The 19,299-nt window shown below is 59.2% G+C and carries 20 protein-coding genes; 11 read left to right on the top strand and 9 right to left on the bottom strand.

The window, feature by feature from the left end:
* Nucleotide 1 precedes the first annotated feature (1 nt).
* The 3 genes from KI231_RS07190 to KI231_RS07200 all read right to left on the bottom strand — a co-directional run bounded on the left by KI231_RS07190 (nucleotide 2) and on the right by KI231_RS07200 (nucleotide 2,896).
* Nucleotides 2–460, bottom strand: coding sequence for a tripartite tricarboxylate transporter TctB family protein (locus tag KI231_RS07190; protein ID WP_103305590.1), 459 nt, complete (start codon nucleotides 458–460; stop codon nucleotides 2–4).
* 56 nt (nucleotides 461–516) lie between these two features.
* The gene (locus tag KI231_RS07195; protein ID WP_103305591.1) at nucleotides 517–1,494 is read right to left on the bottom strand and encodes a Bug family tripartite tricarboxylate transporter substrate binding protein; all 978 of its coding nucleotides are present in this window, start codon (nucleotides 1,492–1,494) and stop codon (nucleotides 517–519) included.
* 109 nt (nucleotides 1,495–1,603) lie between these two features.
* Entirely contained in the window at nucleotides 1,604–2,896 is a 1,293-nt protein-coding gene (locus KI231_RS07200; protein ID WP_103305592.1) for an OprD family porin, read from the bottom strand.
* A 236-nt stretch (nucleotides 2,897–3,132) separates the two neighbouring features.
* Here KI231_RS07200 and tctD point away from each other — a divergent pair, with 236 nt between their 5' ends.
* A complete protein-coding gene (gene tctD / locus KI231_RS07205; protein WP_038358340.1) occupies nucleotides 3,133–3,804 on the top strand; it encodes a two-component system response regulator TctD in 672 nt (223 codons plus the stop codon).
* Nucleotides 3,797–5,182, top strand: a complete 1,386-nt coding sequence (gene tctE, locus KI231_RS07210; protein WP_213027837.1) for a two-component system sensor histidine kinase TctE — start codon at nucleotides 3,797–3,799, stop codon at nucleotides 5,180–5,182. Before tctD ends, tctE begins: the two co-directional genes overlap by 8 nt.
* Nucleotides 5,183–5,333: 151 nt before the next feature.
* On the opposite strand, the gene KI231_RS07215 is transcribed toward tctE, so the two are convergent.
* Complete coding sequence (locus tag KI231_RS07215; protein WP_213027838.1) at nucleotides 5,334–6,155, bottom strand: HDOD domain-containing protein; 822 nt, start codon at nucleotides 6,153–6,155, stop codon at nucleotides 5,334–5,336.
* Between the two features lie 35 nt (nucleotides 6,156–6,190).
* Nucleotides 6,191–7,132 (bottom strand): CAF17-like 4Fe-4S cluster assembly/insertion protein YgfZ, encoded by a 942-nt coding sequence (gene ygfZ, locus KI231_RS07220; RefSeq protein WP_103305595.1) that lies wholly within the window; start codon nucleotides 7,130–7,132, stop codon nucleotides 6,191–6,193.
* 150 nt (nucleotides 7,133–7,282) lie between these two features.
* On the opposite strand from ygfZ, the gene KI231_RS07225 reads away from it, so the two are divergent.
* Both KI231_RS07225 and KI231_RS07230 read left to right on the top strand, forming a co-directional pair.
* Nucleotides 7,283–7,543 carry an FAD assembly factor SdhE gene (locus KI231_RS07225; RefSeq protein WP_103305596.1) on the top strand — a complete coding sequence of 87 codons (261 nt, stop codon included), beginning with the start codon at nucleotides 7,283–7,285 and terminating at the stop codon, nucleotides 7,541–7,543.
* A complete protein-coding gene (locus KI231_RS07230; RefSeq protein ID WP_213027839.1) occupies nucleotides 7,527–7,979 on the top strand; it encodes a protein YgfX in 453 nt (150 codons plus the stop codon). The genes KI231_RS07225 and KI231_RS07230 overlap by 17 nt, the downstream gene beginning before the upstream one ends.
* Here KI231_RS07230 and nadB read toward each other — a convergent pair.
* Nucleotides 7,948–9,564 (bottom strand): L-aspartate oxidase, encoded by a 1,617-nt coding sequence (gene nadB, locus KI231_RS07235; RefSeq protein ID WP_103305598.1) that lies wholly within the window; start codon nucleotides 9,562–9,564, stop codon nucleotides 7,948–7,950. The two genes, KI231_RS07230 and nadB, sit on opposite strands and share 32 nt — an antisense overlap.
* A gap of 559 nt (nucleotides 9,565–10,123) precedes the next feature.
* Here nadB and rpoE point away from each other — a divergent pair.
* The 4 genes from rpoE to KI231_RS07255 all read left to right on the top strand — a co-directional run bounded on the left by rpoE (nucleotide 10,124) and on the right by KI231_RS07255 (nucleotide 13,938).
* Nucleotides 10,124–10,705 (top strand): RNA polymerase sigma factor RpoE/AlgU, encoded by a 582-nt coding sequence (gene rpoE / locus KI231_RS07240; protein ID WP_003172477.1) that lies wholly within the window; start codon nucleotides 10,124–10,126, stop codon nucleotides 10,703–10,705.
* Nucleotides 10,706–10,735: 30 nt separating this feature from the next.
* On the top strand, nucleotides 10,736–11,323 hold the full coding sequence (locus KI231_RS07245) for a sigma-E factor negative regulatory protein (protein ID WP_034153146.1): 588 nt from the start codon (nucleotides 10,736–10,738) through the stop codon (nucleotides 11,321–11,323).
* Between the two features lie 8 nt (nucleotides 11,324–11,331).
* Nucleotides 11,332–12,297 carry a MucB/RseB C-terminal domain-containing protein gene (locus tag KI231_RS07250; RefSeq protein WP_213027840.1) on the top strand — a complete coding sequence of 322 codons (966 nt, stop codon included), beginning with the start codon at nucleotides 11,332–11,334 and terminating at the stop codon, nucleotides 12,295–12,297.
* 210 nt (nucleotides 12,298–12,507) lie between these two features.
* Complete coding sequence (locus KI231_RS07255; RefSeq protein WP_213027841.1) at nucleotides 12,508–13,938, top strand: DegQ family serine endoprotease; 1,431 nt, start codon at nucleotides 12,508–12,510, stop codon at nucleotides 13,936–13,938.
* 78 nt (nucleotides 13,939–14,016) lie between these two features.
* Here KI231_RS07255 and KI231_RS07260 read toward each other — a convergent pair whose 3' ends face one another.
* Nucleotides 14,017–15,450 (bottom strand): M48 family metalloprotease, encoded by a 1,434-nt coding sequence (locus KI231_RS07260; RefSeq protein WP_213027842.1) that lies wholly within the window; start codon nucleotides 15,448–15,450, stop codon nucleotides 14,017–14,019.
* Nucleotides 15,451–15,549: 99 nt separating this feature from the next.
* On the opposite strand from KI231_RS07260, the gene KI231_RS07265 reads away from it, so the two are divergent.
* Entirely contained in the window at nucleotides 15,550–15,789 is a 240-nt protein-coding gene (locus tag KI231_RS07265) for a sulfurtransferase TusA family protein (RefSeq protein ID WP_038358357.1), read from the top strand.
* 32 nt (nucleotides 15,790–15,821) lie between these two features.
* Nucleotides 15,822–16,892, top strand: a complete 1,071-nt coding sequence (locus tag KI231_RS07270; RefSeq protein ID WP_103305602.1) for an AI-2E family transporter — start codon at nucleotides 15,822–15,824, stop codon at nucleotides 16,890–16,892.
* Nucleotides 16,893–17,019: 127 nt separating this feature from the next.
* Here KI231_RS07270 and KI231_RS07275 read toward each other — a convergent pair whose 3' ends face one another.
* Both KI231_RS07275 and KI231_RS07280 read right to left on the bottom strand, forming a co-directional pair.
* On the bottom strand, nucleotides 17,020–17,493 hold the full coding sequence (locus KI231_RS07275) for a peroxiredoxin (protein ID WP_103305603.1): 474 nt from the start codon (nucleotides 17,491–17,493) through the stop codon (nucleotides 17,020–17,022).
* 10 nt (nucleotides 17,494–17,503) lie between these two features.
* Nucleotides 17,504–18,064: a glycine cleavage system transcriptional repressor gene (locus KI231_RS07280; protein WP_016984694.1), complete on the bottom strand. Its 561-nt coding sequence runs from the start codon at nucleotides 18,062–18,064 to the stop codon at nucleotides 17,504–17,506.
* A 339-nt stretch (nucleotides 18,065–18,403) separates the two neighbouring features.
* Between KI231_RS07280 and dapA the strand changes: the two genes are divergently transcribed.
* Complete coding sequence (dapA, locus tag KI231_RS07285; RefSeq protein ID WP_047292292.1) at nucleotides 18,404–19,282, top strand: 4-hydroxy-tetrahydrodipicolinate synthase; 879 nt, start codon at nucleotides 18,404–18,406, stop codon at nucleotides 19,280–19,282.
* The last annotated feature ends 17 nt before the right edge of the window (nucleotides 19,283–19,299 follow it).

The raw sequence follows: 19,299 nt of genomic DNA on the forward strand, positions 1-19,299 counted from the left end.
ATCAGTTCTCCAGCACGTCGAGCAGGCCAAGGGGCAGCGGAACGTCCATCACACGGTCGAACAGCAGGTACAGACCGATGGCCATCAGCGTGGTCACCACCACGCTCGGCCACCAACGACCGCCATACAGGCGCGCCATCGGAATGCCGATGAGGATGCTGCTGAGGATGAAACCCAACGGTTCGAACAAACCGGCGAACACCAGCAACAAGGCGACGCAGATGGCAATCTTGGTCAGCGTTTCGCGATCCAGCGGTGGATCTTCATCGCTGTGTTTGATTGGCGCCGGGCGGAACACCATGTACAGCAGCGCCGCGCCCATCAGGCCGAGCATCAGCAAAGGGAAGGCGCGCGGGCCCACCGGTTCGTAGGAAAAAGCCGCTTGATACGGCCACGCCATCAGGGCCAGGCCGGCGCAAACCAGCAACAGCACTGAAGCGAAAATGCGTTGAATAAGCATGGGAGCTCCTGTGCCGCGTCCCCGCAGTCGGGAACGCAGCCGCTAGACAGAGGCGATCACTGGATCAGGCCGAACTCTTTGGCCAGCACTTTGTAGTCCGCCACCTGCTTCTTCACGTAGGTGTCGAGTTCCGGGCCGGTCATGGCAAACGGGAACAGTTCACGCTGATCGCGCAGCTTGGCGAACTCGTCGGAGGCCAGCAGTTTGTCGAACGAGTCTTTCCACCAGGCGTAGTCTTCATCGCTGACTTTTGGCCCGAGGTAGAAGCCGCGCACCACTGGCCAGACGATGTCGTAGCCTTGCTCGCGAGCGGTCGGGATGTCTTTCATTTCCGGCTCGTCGAGACGCTTGTCGGCGAACACCGCGAGCAGACGCATATCGCCGCTCTGGATGTGCGGCATGGAGTCGGAGATGTCGGTGCTGCCGACCTGGATGTGGCCGCCGAGCAGGGCGGTGGCGATTTCGCCGCCACCTTCGAGGGCGACGTAACGCAGGTCACGCGGGTTGATCCCGGCAGCCTTGGCGATCAGCGCGGTTTGCATCCAGTCCTGGCTGCCGACGGTGCCGCCGGAACCGATGACCACGGAGCTCGGATCTTTCTTCAATGCCTGAACGAGATCGTCGAGGGTCTTGTAGGGCGAATCGCTTTTCACCGCGATGGCACCGTAGCTGGTGCCGACGGCCGCGAGCCAGCGCACATTGGTTTCATCGAAACGGCCGAACTTGCCCTGGGCCAGGTTCAACAGCGAACCGCTGGACCACGCCACCAGCGTGCCGGCATCGGCCGGACGTTGCGCAACCACGGCGTTGTACGCCACCGCGCCAACGCCGCCGGGCATGTAGGTGACACGCATCGGTTTGGTCAGCAGTTTTTCGTTGACCAGCGCGCTCTGCACCAGTTTGCAGGTCAGATCGAAACCACCACCCGGCGAGGCCGGGGCGATGCATTCCGGACGTTTCGGTTCGGCCATGAGTTGGCCGGCAACCAGCACCGTGCCGATAGCTAAAGCAACTTTACGCAGTGACAAATTCATTGGTCTCTCCACAGGTTTTTTTGTTGTAGGGGATTCTTTGTAGGAGTTGCCGAAGGCTCGGATCGCGATCGGACGATCTTTTGATCTTCATCTTCGACATTTCAATCAATTACCAAAGCGCAACGCTATAGCTCACCAGCAACCGCACTTCATCAGCATCGCGAGCGGAGTAATTCGAGCGATAAGTGGCATTACGCAAACGCACCGCGACATCCTTCAAGGCGCCGCTTTGTACTACATATTTGATCTCGGTGTTGCGCTCCCACTCTTTGCCTTCTTCACCGTTCTTGAGCTTGATGTTGTCACCGCTCAAGTAACGGCTCATGAAGCTCAGACCGGGGATGCCGAGTTTGGCGAAGTCGAAGTCGTAACGTGCTTGCCAAGAGCGTTCTTCGGCGCCGGCGAAGTCGTTGATCTGCACGAAGTTGACCAGGTACGGGTCGCTGCCATCGACATACGGGAATGCGCTGTCGCCGGACATGTGCTGATAACCGGCGCTGAACTTGTGGCCGCTCAGGGCATAACTGACCAGACCGTTGAGCGAGCGGTTGTCGATTTCGCCGCCACGCGCCGCGCCTTGATCGTCACTGACGGCAAAACGCAGGTCGGTGGCAAATGTGCCCGGGCCCATCGGGCGGGAGGCGACCAGACCGAAGAAGTGCTGGTTGTAGACTTCGTCGAGTTGCGCGAAGTGGTAACTGCCGGTGATCTTGTCAGTGAACTTGTAGTCCACGCCGCCGAAATCGAAGTGCTTGCCGGCAGCGGTGCCGGCAAAACGGCTGTTCTTGTTGTTGAGGGCGATGTCCTCGAAATCGGTGCTGTCGCGATCCTTGGCTTTCTCCAGGCGTCCGCCAGTGAAGGTCAGGTTTTTGATTTCTTTGGACGTCAGCAAACCGCCTTCAAAGGTCTGCGGCAGGATGCGTCCGTCGTTAGGCTTGAGGATCGGCAGTTCGGGGATCAGGCTGCCGATTTTCAGTTCTGTGGCGGAGATTTTCACTTTGCCGGTCAGGCCGACCTTGGAGTACTCGTCAGCCGCGCGCCCGTCGTCGTGGGTCGGCAACAGGCCGGTGCCGGTACGGTCCGGGCTCGAATCGAGCTTGACCCCAAGCATGCCCAACGCATCGACACCGAACCCCACGGTGCCGTCGGTGTAACCCGATTGCAGATTGAGCATGAAGCCTTGTGCCCATTCGTCACGCTTGGATTGCTGGGCGCTGGTGCCATCGCGAAAGTCGCGGTTGAAATACATGTTGCGGGTTTCGAAGGTGGCGCTGCTGTCTTCGATGAAGTCGGCAAAACTCAACGGCGAAAAACCGGCGAGGGCGGCGGCGCTGGCGAGGGTGGCGTGGCTGAAACGGGAAGGGCGAACGGGCATGAGAGCCCGGGTCTGCATGGACGGCATGCGGGTGTACTCCGTTTATTGTTCTTATTGGTCGAAAACGCTTCGTGGCGTTTTTCGTCACGCTGTGTGGCAGCAGCGACGGCAGTCGAAACTGTCCGTAAACCGACTCTAACGGCCCAACCTTTCGCTAACCTTTCAGCTGACTTTCACGGTTTTCGGGCTTCACAGCGACGGTTGCGGCTGTAAACTCCGCGACAAAGAGTGGCGCCGGCCACCCCTGAACGAGGTAAGAATCCATGCGTGTCCTGCTCGTCGAAGACCATCTGCAACTGGCCGAAAGTGTGGCCCAGGCGCTCAAGAGCACCGGTCTGACCGTGGATGTGTTGCACGATGGTGTCGCCGCCGATCTGGCCCTGAGCAGTGAGGAATACGCGGTGGCGATTCTTGATGTCGGCTTGCCGCGCATGGATGGATTTGAGGTGTTGGCGCGCTTGCGTGCTCGTGGAAAAAATCTGCCGGTGCTGATGCTGACCGCGCGCAGTGATGTGAAGGATCGCGTGCATGGCCTCAATCTCGGCGCTGACGATTACCTCGCCAAACCGTTCGAACTGACCGAACTGGAAGCCCGGGTCAAAGCCCTGTTGCGCCGCAGTGTGCTCGGCGGCGAGCGCCAGCAACGTTGCGGCGTGCTGGCCTATGACCTCGACACACGGCGCTTCACCCTCGGTGAAGAGCTGCTGACCCTGACCTCGCGCGAGCAAGCCGTACTCGAAGCGCTGATCGCCCGACCGGGACGGGTGATGAGCAAGGAGCAACTGGCCTCGCAGGTATTCGGCCTCGACGAAGAAGCCAGCCCCGATGCCATCGAAATCTACGTGCATCGCCTTCGCAAGAAACTCGACGGTCAACCGGTGGCGATCGTGACATTCCGTGGTCTCGGCTATCTGCTGGAAAGTCGCGATGCATAAGCCCAGCAGCCTGCGCTGGCGGTTGCTGTGGAACCTCGCGTTGCTGCTGGTGGTGCTGATGCTCGCCAGTGGCTTGAGTGCTTACTGGAATGGACGCGAGGCGGCCGACACGGCGTATGACCGTACCTTGCTGGCGTCGGCGCGAACCATTGCTGCCGGTCTGTCGCAGCGTGACGGCAGCCTCAGTGCCGACGTGCCTTACGTGGCCCTCGATACCTTTGCCTATGACAGCGCCGGACGGATCTATTACCAGGTCAACGACATCCACCAGAAGCTGATTTCCGGCTACGAAAACCTCCCCGGCCCACCGCCCGGCACCCCCAGGACTGATGACTACCCGGCCTTGGCGCGCTTCTATAACGCGACTTATCGCGGACAAAACGTGCGTGTGGTCAGCCTGCTCAAAGCCGTGACCGAACCCAACATGAACGGCATGGCGGAAATCCGCGTCGCCGAGACCGATGAAGCCCGGGTCAGCATGGCCCGCAGTCTGGCCGCCGACACCTTGTTGCGTTTGGGCATGTTGGCGATCGGTGCGTTGCTGTTGGTTTGGTTCGCGGTCAGCGCAGCGTTGCGACCGCTGGAGCGTTTGCGCACCGCCGTCGAGGAGCGCCAACCCGACGACTTGCGGCCGTTGCCGCTGGTAGAAGTGCAGCATGAGTTGTGGCCGCTGGTGCGCGGGCTCAACCATTTCACCGAGCGCCTGCGTGGTCAGTTCGAGCGACAGGCACAGTTCATCGCCGACGCCGCGCATGAATTGCGCACACCCTTGGCGGCGTTGAAGGCGCGACTTGAATTGGGCTTGCGTTCAAATGACCCGCAGGTCTGGCGCACGACGCTGGAATCTTCCGCGCAGGGCACCGATCGCCTGACCCATCTGGCCAATCAATTGCTCTCGCTGGCGCGTGTCGAGAACGGCGCGCGGGCGATTGCCGAGGGCGGGGCGCAATTGCTCGATCTGAGTCAGTTGGCCCGGGAACTGGGCATGGCCATGGCGCCACTGGCCCACGCCCGTGGTGTTGCGCTGGCGCTGGAGGCGGATGAACCGGTGTGGTTGCGCGGCGAGCCGACGTTGCTCAATGAGTTGCTGAGCAACCTGGTGGACAACGCACTGGCGCACACGCCACCGGGCGGCAACGTGATTTTGCGCGTGACGGCGCCGGCGGTGCTTGAGGTTGAAGACGACGGACCGGGGATTCCTCTGGAAGAGCGTGATCGGGTGTTCGAGCGCTTCTACCGACGTAATCAGCAGGTCGCCGGTTCGGGGTTGGGGCTGGCGATTGTCGGTGAGATCTGCCGGGCGCATCTGGCGCAGATCACGTTGCATGATGGTGAGCAGGCGGGGTTGAAGGTGCGTGTGAGTTTTATTGCTGGCTAAATCGGCGAGGGCCTTTGTGGCGAGGGGATTTATCCCCGATCGGCGACCGAGCAGCCGCAGTTCGGAAAGTACGGTCTGTCGGGAAAAATCGGATTGCATATTTTGGGGTCGCTTCGCGACCCATCGGGGATAAATCCCCTCACCACAGCGATCAGTAAAACATCGTCCGCGATTCTTCCAGATCCGCGCACAACGCCTTGTTCTCCGGGTCGATCCCAAGCTTTCTGAATGCCGGAACCGTAAGTGGGTCAATCCGCGCAAACGGATGATCACTGCCCTTGTGGCAATACAGGCTCGCCACTTGCACCAGATCGACGTAATCGATCTCTGCCGAGTCGCGCTTGAAGTCCTGATACAACCCCGGCAACTCCACCAGCCGCTCCGGAAATTCCCAGACGCGCAGCAGTTTGTCGCCCAGCAATGGGTGAAGTTGGTCGATTACATGGTTGAGGCTGACCGGGTCCGACAGCAATTCGTAGTGATCTTCGGCGTAGGTCAGAATCGGCAGCACACCGATCTGATGCACCAGACCGCCCAGTGCTGCCTGATCGGGTTTGAGCTGAGTGTAGCGACGGCACAGCGCGTAGCTGACCCCGGCGATTTCCAGGCTCTTGCGCCAGACTTCACGCATCTTCTGTTCCACCACATCGGAACTGGCGTGGAAAATCTGCTCCATCACCAGGCCGATTGCCAGGTTGCTGCTGTAGTTGATGCCCAGGCGAGTGATGGCGGTGTGCAGGTCGGTGACTTCCTGCGCCGCGCGCAGCAGTGGACTGTTGACCACTTTGATCAGGCGCGCAGAAAGCGCAGTGTCACGGCCAATGACTTTGCTCAGGTCGCTGACGCTGATTTCCGGGTCTTCAGCGGCCTTGCGAATTTGCAGGGCCACTTCCGGCAGTGTTGGCAGAACCAGGTCATCGTTATCGATGGCCTCAACCAAATCCTGTTGGATCTTATCCGCCAGTTCGTTCATTTATGCTCTCTAGGGTGTTGCAACAAATGCTGCGATCAGCGCTGGATTTCGCGGTCGCGATCCAGTTCGTAGGGCAAATCGAGCAAGTGCAGCGCTGGCCCCTCAAGGGTGCCCACATGCAGATCGCCCGCTTCGGCAGCTTCGGCCTGCAACACCGCCAGCAGTTCAATATTTTTCCCGGCATTGGCAGCCAATACGACTTCACCGATCGAGCTGTTGTGGCTCGGCGCGAACAACGGGGTGCCTGGTTCCGGCAATTCGGCGGCGTCCAGGCTCACGCGATACAGACGACGCTTGAGCTTGCCCAGGTACTGCATGCGCGCGACGATTTCCTGGCCGGTGTAGCAGCCTTTCTTGAAACTCACGCCGCCAACGGCTTGCAGGTTGAGCATCTGCGGGATGAACAACTCGCGGGTGCTCGGCATGACCTGACCGATACCGGCGCGGATCTGGCCCAGCAGCCACTGGTTCAGCTCGCCTTCAGGCAGGACGGCGGACAGCCTGGCTTTGATGGATTCAGCTTGATCGACGGGTACCCAGAGTTCGGCACGCTGCGGCGAAACGCGGATCGCGATCAGGCCTTCGTTGCGCGCGACACTGTCGGTTTCGGCGGATAGATCCAGACCGAGGCTGGCCAGTGCGGCGTCGCCATGCTCCAGGCCGAAGCGCACCCATGAGCCACTTTCGTCAGTCAGTTTGGATTTGGAGAACACTGCGTACTTTTTCAGGTCCGCCAGTTGCGGTTCCAGCAGCTCGCTGGCCATCGCCAGCAGCACGCCGTCACCTTCGAGCAGAATGCGGAAACTCGACTGCATCCGGCCTTTTTGCGTGCAGCGCGCGCCGAGGCTGGCCCGGGTGTCGCTCAGGTAATTGATATTGCAGGTCAGCTGGCCTTGCAGGAATTTTCCGGCATCCGCGCCGCGAACCGCGAGAACGCCTTCATGAGACAGGGTGCAGAAAAAAGCAGAATCGGCCATGGGTCATCGCAGGGTAAATAGACTGGGGCACATCATAAGGGCGCGTTGTTGAAATGGGTAGTTGATAAAGGATCGGTGGTGCCCGACCAAAGCCGACTGTGCGACTTGCGCACGGGCTGTATACTTGCCGCCAAATTTGAGGAGGGCCCCATGGCCGAAGTCGAACAAGTTGAACTGAATCGCCTCTTTTGGCACAGCCGTCGCGGCATGCTTGAGCTTGACGTATTGCTGGTGCCGTTCGTGCAGGAGGTCTACGCGACGTTGAACCAGGTGGATCGCGATCTGTATGTGCGTCTGCTGACGTGCGAGGATCAGGACATGTTCGGCTGGTTCATGGAGCGCAGCGAGTCTGAAGACCCCGAGCTGCAACGCATGGTTCGCATGATCCTGGATCGTGTCCAGCCCAAGTAATACGTTCGAATGCCGCTGGCATGCCTCGCGGCAGTTGCTGGCGGCGTATTTGTTGGCCCAGGCGTTCGCTTTGGGTTCGTTGTTCCTGCTTTCAATTCCACTCTGGGCCAGTCTCCTTGGCGCTTTCGCTTGCCTGCTTCACGCCTTTTACGTGATGCCACGGCAGATTCTGTTGAGTCATCCCAGTGCTTTTTGTCGCCTGCGTCGGGATGCCGATGGCTGGCAACTGTGGAATCAGGCTGATGGTTGGCAAGCGGTGCAACTGCGACCGGACAGCCTGGCGCTGCCGCTGATCGTGGTGCTGCGTTTTCGCTTGCGCGGAGAATGGCGGGTCAGATCGATCTGCGTACCACGCGACTCGCAGGCGGCGGATCTGCACCGGCGCCTGCGGGTTCGGCTCAAGTTCAGCCGGCGTAGGTGGGCGGCACCAGAATAGTGTCGAGCGCCTCGGGCAGCAGGTCCGGATAGTCGAGGGTGTAATGCAGGCCGCGACTTTCTTTGCGCTCCATGGCTGAGCTGATCATCAGTTCAGCAACTTGCGCGAGGTTGCGCAGCTCGATCAGATCGCGACTGACTTTATAGTTGCTGTAGAACTCGTCAATCTCGTCCAGCAGCAGGCGCACGCGGTGTTGAGCCCGTTGCAGGCGCTTGTTGGTGCGCACGATGCCGACGTAGTCCCACATGAATCGCCGCAACTCATCCCAGTTGTGCGCAATGATCACGTCTTCGTCAGAGTCGGTCACCTGGCTGGCGTCCCAGACGGGCAGGGCGTGCGGCGCTGTAACAGCGTCCAGTTGCGCAAGAATGTCCGCCGCCGCCGAGCGGGCGTAGACGAAGCACTCCAGTAGCGAATTGCTGGCCATGCGGTTGGCGCCGTGCAGGCCGGTGAAGCTGGTTTCGCCAATAGCGTACAGCCCTGGCACATCGGTGCGGCCATGTTGATCGACCATCACGCCGCCACAGGTGTAGTGCGCTGCCGGTACGACCGGGATCGGCTGTTTGGTGATATCGATGCCAAAGCCCAGGCAGCGCTCATAAACAGTCGGGAAGTGAGTCTTGATGAAGGCTTCGGGCTTGTGGCTGATGTCGAGGTAAACGCAATCCACGCCCAGACGCTTCATTTCGTGGTCGATGGCACGGGCGACGATATCGCGGGGTGCCAGTTCGGCGCGTTTGTCGAAGCGGTACATGAAGCGTTCGCCGTTCGGCAACTTCAAGTGCGCGCCTTCGCCACGCAAGGCTTCAGTAATCAGGAAACTCTTGGCCTGCGGGTGATAGAGGCAAGTGGGGTGGAACTGGTTGAACTCCAGATTCGCTACCCGACAGCCAGAGCGCCAGGCCATGGCGATGCCATCACCGCAGGCGCCGTCGGGGTTGCTGGTATAGAGGTAGACCTTGGCTGCACCACCGGAAGCGAGAATCACGAAGCGCGCGCCGTAGGTGTCGACTTCGCCAGTGGCGCGGTTCAGCACGTAGGCGCCGAGGCAGCGTTCGCCGTCCAGGCCCAGGCGTCGTTCGGTGATCAGATCGACCGCCACCCGCTGTTCCAGCAGTTCGATGTTCGAACGTTCTTTGGCCTGGGCCAATAGAGTTCTGAAAATTGCGGCGCCGGTGGCATCCGCCGCGTGGATGATGCGCCGATGACTGTGGCCGCCTTCGCGAGTCAAGTGGAATTCGAAACCACCGTCTTCTGTGCCTGACTGCTCGTCGCGGGTGAACGGTACGCCTTGGTCGATCAGCCACTGGATGGCTTCACGGCTGTGCTCGACGGTGAAGCGCACGGCGTCTTCATGGCACAGGCCGCCGCCCGCATTAAGGGTGTCATCGACGTGGGATTCGACAGTATCCGTATCGTCGAGCACGGCGGCGACGCCACCCTGCGCCCAGAATGTCGAACCGTTGGCGAGATCGCCCTTGCTCAATACGGCAATGCGCAAATGACCCGGCAGGGTCAGCGCGAGACTCAAACCGGCAGCACCGCTGCCTATGACCAGAACATCATGTTGGAATTGTTGGCTCATTACAGGATTCCGCTCAAAGCGACCCGGGTCGGGGTTGGCGCAAGACAGCTGGATCGGCGAGTCAAGACAGCCACACAGCCCACTAGTATATAGAGGGGTGGGGCGGCACAATAGCCGAGCCTATATGGCATTGTGAAACTACTGTGACGGGAAAAATCGGGTGCTTCGTCGGAAGATTTTTCCGCAGGTTTTGGGAAAAGACGACTGTATCGGCGGTGAAACACGCTTTTTCCGTTCAGGGTCGCCCAATGTGCAGTGGGTACGGCTATAAATAATTGGAACTTTTGCCAAAGGCCCAAGATCAATAGTCGGTGCCAGAAACAAGGGACAGTGTCGGCTTCAGTGCGGAATCTGTGGTTGGGGTTCCTGCCGGCGAAACCGATGACAAGATTATTCGCGCAGCCGGTTTATCCCGAGCTGCGTTTTTCGTGCGTGCCAAATCAGAGCCCGCAGGAAACTTGCTTGGAGGGGGAGAACTTTTGCGAAAAGCCCGAGTCTATGTTTGCAAGTCTGGTCGTTTAGTTATGCAAGTCTCCTTCGGGCTTATCGAGGAGTGTTCATGCTAACCCAGGAAGAGGATCAGCAGCTGGTCGAACGCGTTCAGCGTGGCGATAAGCGAGCTTTCGATCTGCTGGTGCTGAAATATCAGCACAAAATTCTCGGGTTGATCGTGCGTTTTGTGCACGACACCCATGAAGCCCAGGACGTGGCTCAGGAAGCCTTTATCAAGGCGTATCGAGCACTTGGAAACTTTCGCGGCGACAGTGCGTTTTATACGTGGCTGTACCGTATTGCCATTAACACGGCAAAGAATTACCTGGTTTCTCGCGGCCGTCGGCCGCCAGATAGTGATGTAAGTTCCGAAGATGCAGAGTTCTACGATGGCGATCATGGCCTCAAGGATCTCGAGTCACCAGAACGTGCATTGCTGCGGGATGAGATCGAAGGCACCGTCCATCGAACCATCCAGCAACTGCCAGAGGATTTGCGTACTGCTTTAACTTTACGTGAGTTCGATGGTCTGAGTTACGAGGACATTGCGAGTGTCATGCAGTGTCCGGTGGGTACCGTGCGCTCCCGGATTTTCCGCGCCCGGGAGGCCATCGATAAAGCCCTGCAGCCGTTGTTGCAGGAAAACTGAGACAGCGGCGACAGCCAAGAGAGGAACGCCATGAGTCGTGAAGCCCTGCAGGAATCGCTGTCCGCAGTGATGGATAACGAAGCGGACGAACTGGAATTGCGTCGAGTGCTCAATGCACTGGACGACGTCGATACCCGTGAGACCTGGGCTCGTTACCAGATCGCTCGGGCAGCTATGCACAAGGATCTGCTGCTGCCACGTCTGGACATTGCTGCGGCAGTATCTGCTGCACTGGAAGACGAGACGGCTCCGGCCAAAGTATCTCGCAGCCCATGGCGCAACCTCGGCCGTCTGGCTGTTGCAGCCTCGGTGACTGTTGCCGTTCTGGCGGGTGTTCGTCTGTACAACCAGGACGAAATCGCTGGTGTCGAACTGGCACAGCAATCCAATCAGCCAACCCTGGCCACCCCACAGGTCAAAGGTCCGGCTGTTCTGGCAGGCTATAGTGAGAGTTCGGAAGCCACTGGCCCAATGGCCAACGGCGTATTGCAAGGTCAACCAGGCTGGCACGATCAGCGTCTGCCAGGCTACCTGCGTCAGCACGCCCAACAGGCAGCGCTGAAAGGTACTGAAAGTGCATTGCCGTATGCACGTGCAGCAAGCCTGGAAAACCGTTAAGGAGGATCATGCGCGCCATACCTCTACTTTCGCTTCTGCTCAGTGGCTGGTTCATCGTTCCAGCCCATGCCGATGAGGCCCAGGATTGGCTGACCCGACTGGGCCAGGCCGAGCAGCAGCAAAGCTTCCACGGCACCTTTGTTTATGAGCGTAACGGTAGTTTTTCTACCCATAACATATGGCATCGCGTCCAGAATGGCCAAGTCCGCGAGCGTTTACTCCAGCTCGACGGTTCGGCTCAGGAAGTCGTGCGCATTGATGGGCATACTCAATGCGTCAGCGGCACCCTGATTGCCGGACTGGGGGATTCTCCCAACTCGGCCGCTCGTCCTCTCGATCCGCAAAAGCTGAAAAACTGGTATGACCTTGCCGTCATTGGCAAGTCGCGCGTGGCCGGGCGAGACGCAGTGATCGTATCGCTGACGCCTCGTGACCAGCACCGTTACGGGTTCGAGTTGCATCTGGACAAAAGGACCGGTCTGCCATTGAAGTCGCTGCTGTTGAACGACAAAGGGCAGTTGCTCGAACGATTCCAGTTCACCAGCCTCGATACCGATGATGTACCGTCGGATAAAGATCTTTTGGCTGCCGCTGATTGCAAGCCGATTACCCTCGACAGCGACAAGGCCTCTGCCGTAAAGACTGCTCAGGTATGGCATTCGGACTGGCTGCCGCCGGGCTTCGAGCTGACCAGCAGCACCTCGCACAAAGATCCTGAAACCAAGACTCAGGTCAACAGCCTGATGTATGACGACGGATTGGCGCGCTTTTCGGTTTTCCTCGAGCCATTGAATGGCGCTACGGTCACCGATACCCGTACTCAACTCGGTCCGACCGTCGCTGTATCCCGTCGCCTGACCACGCCAGAAGGCGAAATGATGGTCACCGTGGTAGGCGAGATTCCGATCGGCACTGCCGAACGAATTGCTCTATCGATGCGTAATACTGATGGCGCTGCAACCAGCAAGCAGTGAGCTGATTTCAGTCATTACCATTTCTTCGTCGAGACGGAGATGAAATGTTTGCTGAGCATTTTCATTTGCAAATAACCCGAAAGTTTTTTATAGGTCAGAGCCTCACGGCTCTGGCCTTGTTTGTTGTTCCTGGAATAAAAGTCCCGGCCAGTGGTTTCCGGTGATTCTTGTTCCATATCGCTTAAACCTGCTCGTCGTAACGGGAGCTGTATGTCGATACCTAGCTTGAAGTCTTATTTCTCCATTTTCGCCACCGTGCTGTTGCTCGGTCAGGCGGTCCCGGCTGCGCAAGCGGCCGATTTGCCTGATTTCACTCAGTTGGTTGAACAGGCCTCGCCTGCCGTGGTGAACATCAGTACCACGCAGAAACTGCCCGATCGCAAAGTGAACCAGCAGATGCCTGATCTCGAAGGCCTGCCGCCGATGCTGCGCGAGTTCTTCGAGCGCGGCATGCCGCCTCAGCAGCGTTCGCCAGGTGGTGGTCGCCAGCGTGAAGCGCAATCGTTGGGCTCGGGCTTCATCATCTCTTCTGATGGTTACATCCTGACCAACAACCACGTGATTGCCGATGCCGACGAAATCCTCGTGCGTCTGGCTGATCGCAGCGAAATGAAAGCCAAGCTGATCGGCACCGACCCGCGCTCCGACGTGGCGTTGTTGAAAATCGAAGGCAAGGATCTGCCAGTGCTCAAGCTCGGCAAGTCCCAAGACCTGAAGGCTGGCCAGTGGGTCGTGGCAATCGGTTCGCCTTTCGGCTTCGACCACACCGTGACCCAAGGTATCGTCAGCGCCGTGGGTCGAAGCCTGCCGAACGAAAACTATGTGCCGTTCATCCAGACCGACGTACCGATCAACCCGGGCAACTCCGGTGGCCCGCTGTTCAATCTGAACGGCGAAGTGGTCGGGATCAACTCGCAGATCTACACCCGTTCCGGCGGCTTCATGGGCGTGTCGTTCGCGATCCCTATTGATGTGGCGATGGACGTTTCCAATCAGCTGAAGAGCGGTGGCAAGGTCAGTCGCGGCTGGCTGGGTGTGGTCATCCAGGAAGTGAATAAGGATCTGGCCGAGTCGTTCGGTCTTGAGAAACCGGCCGGCGCGCTGGTAGCGCAGATCCAGGATGACGGCCCGGCGGCCAAGGGCGGTCTGCAAGTGGGCGACGTGATCCTCAGCATGAACGGTCAGCCGATCATCATGTCTGCTGATCTGCCGCATCTGGTCGGCGCGCTGAAGGCGGGGGCGAAAGCCAATCTGGAAGTGATCCGTGAAGGTAAGCGCAAAAACGTCGAGCTGACGGTTGGCGCGATTCCTGACGAAGACAAAGAGCTGGATGCGCTGCCGAAGTCCGGTGCTGAAACCAACAGCAACCGCCTCGGTGTCTCTGTCGGCGAACTGACCGCCGAACAGAAGAAAACCTACGACCTCAAAGGTGGCGTGGTCATCAAGGAAGTGCAGGACGGTCCTGCCGCCCTGATCGGTCTGCAACCGGGTGATGTCATCACTCACCTGAACAATCAGGCCATCAGCTCCAGCAAGGAGTTCGCCGAGATCGCCAAGGCATTGCCGAAGAATCGTTCGGTGTCGATGCGGGTCCTGCGCCAAGGGCGTGCGAGCTTCATCACGTTCAAACTGGCTGAATAACCGCTGGTAGATAAAAAGAAACCGCCTCGAAAGAGGCGGTTTTTTTATGCCTGAAGCTTTTGTGCTGACGGGTAATGATCAGCCCATCATGTCCTTGATCATCCGCTCCTGCTCCATCAGCTCGCGCTGACGTGCGTCGATGCGCGACGACAGCGGGAAGTTGCTGCCCGCCTTGCGCTTGGCAAAATCGAGCTGCTGAATCGCCTGACGATAGTCGCCGACGAGTGCAAAGTATTCGGCACGCGCCTGATGCAAGCCGATGATGTTGCCCGACAACCCACGGGTTTCGGCGACCTGATACCAGACATCCGGATCATCCGGGCGTGTTTTGAGCAAGCCTTCGAGCGCCTTCTCGGCATCGGCGGCGCGGTTCTGTTTGAGTAGAAGATCCACGCGAACCTGATTCAGCGGATAGTTGCCGGGATATTGCGTGAGCATCCGCTCGACCCGCGACTGTGCATCGGGCAATCGATTGTTGGTGATGTCCAGGTCGACTTGCGCCAGGTTGTAGATGATTTCGTTCGGCGATGTCGCCAGCAATTGCTTGAGATTCTCGCGTGCCTCATTCAACTGACCGCCCTTGATCTGCGCAATTGCCAGACCGTAGCGTGCCACGTCGTTTTTCGGGTTTTCGTCCAGCTGCGCGCGAAAACGCTTGGCGCCCAATCCTGGGGTTTCTTCGTAGATCAGTTGCACGCGTGCGCGGATCAACTGATAGCGCTTGGAGTCTTCAATGCCGCCCGGTTTGGCTTGCTCGGCGCGGTTGCGGGTGTCGGCAATACGCGATTCGGTGACCGGGTGAGTCAGGAGGAATTCCGGTGGCTTGGCGTCGAAACGGTATTGGCGCATCAAGCGTTCAAACATGGTCGGCATCGAACGCGGGTCGTAGCCGGCCTTTTCCAGATTGAGGATGCCGATGCGGTCGGCTTCCTGTTCATTCTGACGGGAGAAGGTGCGCTGTGATTGAATCGCTGCCGCTTGAGTGCCGGCGATGGTCGCGATGCCAGCATCACCGCCACCCGCCGCTGCGATCACAATACCGGCCAGCAGCGCGGCCATCATCGGCACCTGCATCCGCTGCGAGGCTTCGACGCCGCGGGCAAAATGGCGTTGCGACAAGTGAGCCAGTTCGTGCGCCAGTACCGAAGCGTATTCGCCCTCGGTCTGCGCGTTCAGAAACAAACCACCGTTGACCCCGACCACCCCGCCCGGCGCTGCGAAGGCGTTGAGCTGCGGGCTGTTGATCAGGATGAATTCGAGGCGCCGGTCAGTGACCTGACTGGTCTCAACCAGCTTGTAAACGCTGGACTCGACGTAGTCCTTGAGCTGCGGATCGTTGAGCTGTGAAACCTGGCTGCGCAACATGGCCAGCCAGGCGCGCCCGAGCTGATATTCCTGTTGCGGCGAGACAATGGCAGAACTGGCGTCGCCGAGTGACGGCAGATCGTCGGCAAAGCCCGGTGAGGCGAGCAGGCAAGCGAGCGTCAGCAGGGTAGGGCGCAGAAAAGTCATGCACAAAGCCTTAGAAGACAAAGACCTTACTGTAGCCGGACACCGAAGCTGCGACCAGATATTCTAGGCAGCTCGACTGACCTGATCCGGAGTGACGCAATGACTGACGCTGTAGCCCATGACGTGGAACTGGACGCCAGTGGCCTGAATTGTCCGTTGCCGTTGCTCAAGGCAAAAATGGAGCTCAATAAGCTCCAAAGCGGCGCCGTACTCAAGGTGATCGCCACGGATGCTGGCTCGCAGCGCGACTTCCGCACCTTTGCCCGATTGGCCGGTCATACGCTGCTGCGCGAAGAAGACGAGGCGGGCGTCTACCGTTACTGGTTGAAAAAAGCCTGAAACCGACAGCGTAAAAGACCTAAGGAATATTGATGTTCAAAGTGTTACGCGACTGGATTCAGCGCTACTTCTCCGATGAGGAAGCCGTGGTGCTGGCCGTTCTGCTGGTGCTGGCCTTTACCGCCGTGCTCACCCTCGGTGGCATGCTGGCGCCGGTATTGGCGGGAATGGTGCTGGCGTATCTGATGCAGGGGCTGGTGGTCACGCTGGAGCGTCTGCGGGTCCCGGGTGGTGCGGCGGTGGGATTAGTGTTTGCGCTGTTCATGGGCGTGCTGATGCTGTTCATCGTCGTGGTGCTGCCGCTGCTCTGGCATCAGTTGATCACGCTGTTCAACGAATTGCCGGGCATGCTCGCCAAATGGCAATCGCTACTGTTGCTGCTGCCGGAGCGTTACCCGCATCTGGTGTCCGATGAGCAAGTGCTACAGGCGATCGAAGCGGCGCGCGGCGAAATCGGCAAGTTCGGCCAATGGGCGCTGACCTTCTCGCTGTCGAGCCTGCCGCTGTTGGTCAACATCATGATCTATCTGGTGCTGGTGCCGATCCTGGTGTTCTTCTTCCTCAAGGATCGGGCCATGATCGGCGAGTGGGTGCGCGGCTATTTACCCCGTGAGCGGGCGTTGATCACTCGGGTCGCGCAGGAAATGAACCGGCAGATCGCCAACTACATTCGCGGCAAGGTCATCGAGATCGTGATTTGCGGTGGCGTGACTTACATCGCATTCGTTGCGCTCGGGCTTAATTATGCGGCGCTGCTGGCGTTGTTGGTCGGTGTGTCAGTGGTGGTACCGTACGTCGGCGCGGTGGTGGTGACCGTCCCGGTGTTGCTGATTGCGCTGTTCCAGTGGGGCTGGAGCGATCAGTTCATTTATTTGATGGCGGCCTACGGAATCATCCAGACGCTGGATGGCAACGTGCTGGTGCCGCTGCTGTTCTCGGAGGCGGTCAACCTGCACCCGGTGGCGATCATCTGCGCGGTGCTGTTGTTCGGCGGGTTATGGGGATTCTGGGGGGTGTTCTTTGCAATTCCGCTGGCGACGCTGTTCAAGGCTGTGCTGGATGCGTGGCCGCGCAAGGAGCCGGTAGTGGCGCCGCTGCTTTAAAGCGTTTCTTTGGAGAGGCTTTTGGCCTCATCGCTGGCAAGCCAGCTCCCACAGATTTCGTGTGTGCCGGAAACCCTGTGGGAGCTGGCTTGCCAGCGATGGCGTCAGTGATAACGCCACAAAAACATCAGGCTTTATTCAGGTCCTGAGCCGCAGCCAATACCGCATCCACATGCCCCGGCACTTTCACGCCGCGCCATTCCTGACGCAGCACACCGTCCTTATCAATCAGGAAGGTGCTGCGATCAACGCCCAGATATTCCTTGCCATACAGCTTCTTCAACTTGATCACGTCGAACAATTGGCACACGGCCTCGTCCTTGTCGCTGATCAACTCGAACGGGAACTCCTGCTTGCACTTGAAGTTCTCGTGCGACTTCAGGCTGTCGCGGGAAATGCCGAAGATTTCCGTGTTGGCAGCCTGGAACGCTGCGTACTGATCACGAAAGCCCTGACCTTCGGTGGTGCAACCGGGGGTGCTGTCCTTCGGATAGAAGTAGATCACCACTTGCTTGCCTTTCAAGGCAGACAGGCTGACGGTTTGCCCGCTGGTGGCAGGTGCTTCGAAATCCGTAACCGGTTGGTCGATGACAACGGCCATGAAAGCTTCCTTACATTGGGTTTTGTGGGCGCCAAGGCTCGATCAGTGCGTCGAGGTTCATCGCGTCGGCGAAATCGAGGAACTGGTCGCGCAGCCAACTGATCTGGGTGCCGGCCGGCAGGGTCACGGTGAACGTGGCATTGAGCATGGTGCCGCCGGTCTGCGGTGCCTGATACGTGTCGCAGGTCAGGTTTTCCAGTTCGACGTTGTGGTCCATGAAGAACTGGCACAACTCATTGATGATGTCCGGGCGATAAGCCGAGCTGACGTAAGCCACGTATGGCAGCGCCTGTGGCCGATTTTCCAGCGCCGCGCTGCGCACCACGTTGACGGTGAAGGCGTGCTTCTTGGCGAGCCCCGACAGGCTGCCTTCCAGGCGCGCGAGGGCGTCCCAGCTGCCAGAGATCTCGAGGATCAGCGCGCTGCACTCGCCGTGGCGGGTCAGGCGTGAAGTAACCACGGCGCAGCGATTTTCATGGCTGGCGCGGCACAGGACGTTAGTCAGCTCCATGGGGTTGGCGCCGAGGGCACTGATGACAAGGAATTGTTCGCGGACTGTGGGGGTGGACATGCAGCATTCCTAAAGCGATGAGCGGTCGGTAGGTTACGGACGTTGGGCGCCGGGCTGCGCCAGTGTGTGCCGATTCGGGCGGTCCGTTCAAAATGCCCCGGCATGCGCTCGCGGCTCGCTCCACTATAGCGGGAGCGCGTCGATGCGACGCAGGAACGGGGTCTGGGAGGCCGAAAAGGGAGGCTGGAACCCGGCGTACAAGCTGATCAGTACCGATCAAAGTCTGAAGGGTAGCGAAAAGCGACGCCAAGGGGAATGGCGGCAGCGCAGTACTTCGCTTGTGCAAGCATCTTGGCGCCAGTACCATTACCGCTCTCTTTTTCCGGCAGGAGCGGTTTCATGATTGCGGGCAGTATGGTGGCACTGGTCACTCCCATGGATGCACAAGGGCGTCTTGACTGGGACAGCCTCAGCAAACTCGTGGACTTCCATCTCAAGAACGGCACCCATGCCATTGTCGCGGTCGGTACTACCGGCGAGTCGGCAACCCTTGATGTAGAAGAACACATCGCCGTCATCAAAGCCGTGGTCAAACAGGTTGCCGGGCGCATCCCGGTCATTGCCGGCACCGGCGCCAACTCGACCCGTGAAGCCGTCGAGCTGACCCGCAACGCCAAAGAAGCCGGCGCCGATGCCTGCCTGCTGGTGGTTCCGTACTACAACAAGCCGACCCAGGAAGGCCTGTACCAGCACTTCAAGCACATCGCTGAAGCGGTCGACATTCCACAGATTCTCTACAACGTGCCTGGCCGCACGTCTTGCGACATGCAGGCCGAGACCGTGATTCGCCTGTCCACCGTGCCGAACATCATCGGCATCAAGGAAGCCACCGGCGACCTGAAACGTGCCAAGGCGATCATCGACGGCGTGAGCAAGGACTTCATCGTGCTGTCCGGCGATGATCCGACCGCAGTCGAGCTGATCCTGCTGGGTGGCAAGGGCAACATCTCTGTTACCGCCAACGTCGCCCCGCGCGAAATGGCTGATCTGTGCGAGGCCGCGCTCAAGGGCGATGCCGACACCGCACGGGCCATCAACGAAAAACTGATGCCGCTGCACAAGGACCTGTTCATCGAAGCCAACCCGATTCCGGTGAAGTGGGCTTTGGTTGAAATGGGCCTGATGCACGAAGGCATCCGCCTGCCGCTGACCTGGCTGAGCGCACCTTGTCATGAAACGCTTCGCACGGCCCTGCGCCAGTGCAGCGTCCTGGTTTAATTGAGGAAGTACAACGC

The organism is Pseudomonas sp. Seg1 (assembly GCF_018326005.1).
In the GTDB taxonomy this organism is placed as follows: Bacteria; Pseudomonadota; Gammaproteobacteria; order Pseudomonadales; family Pseudomonadaceae; genus Aquipseudomonas.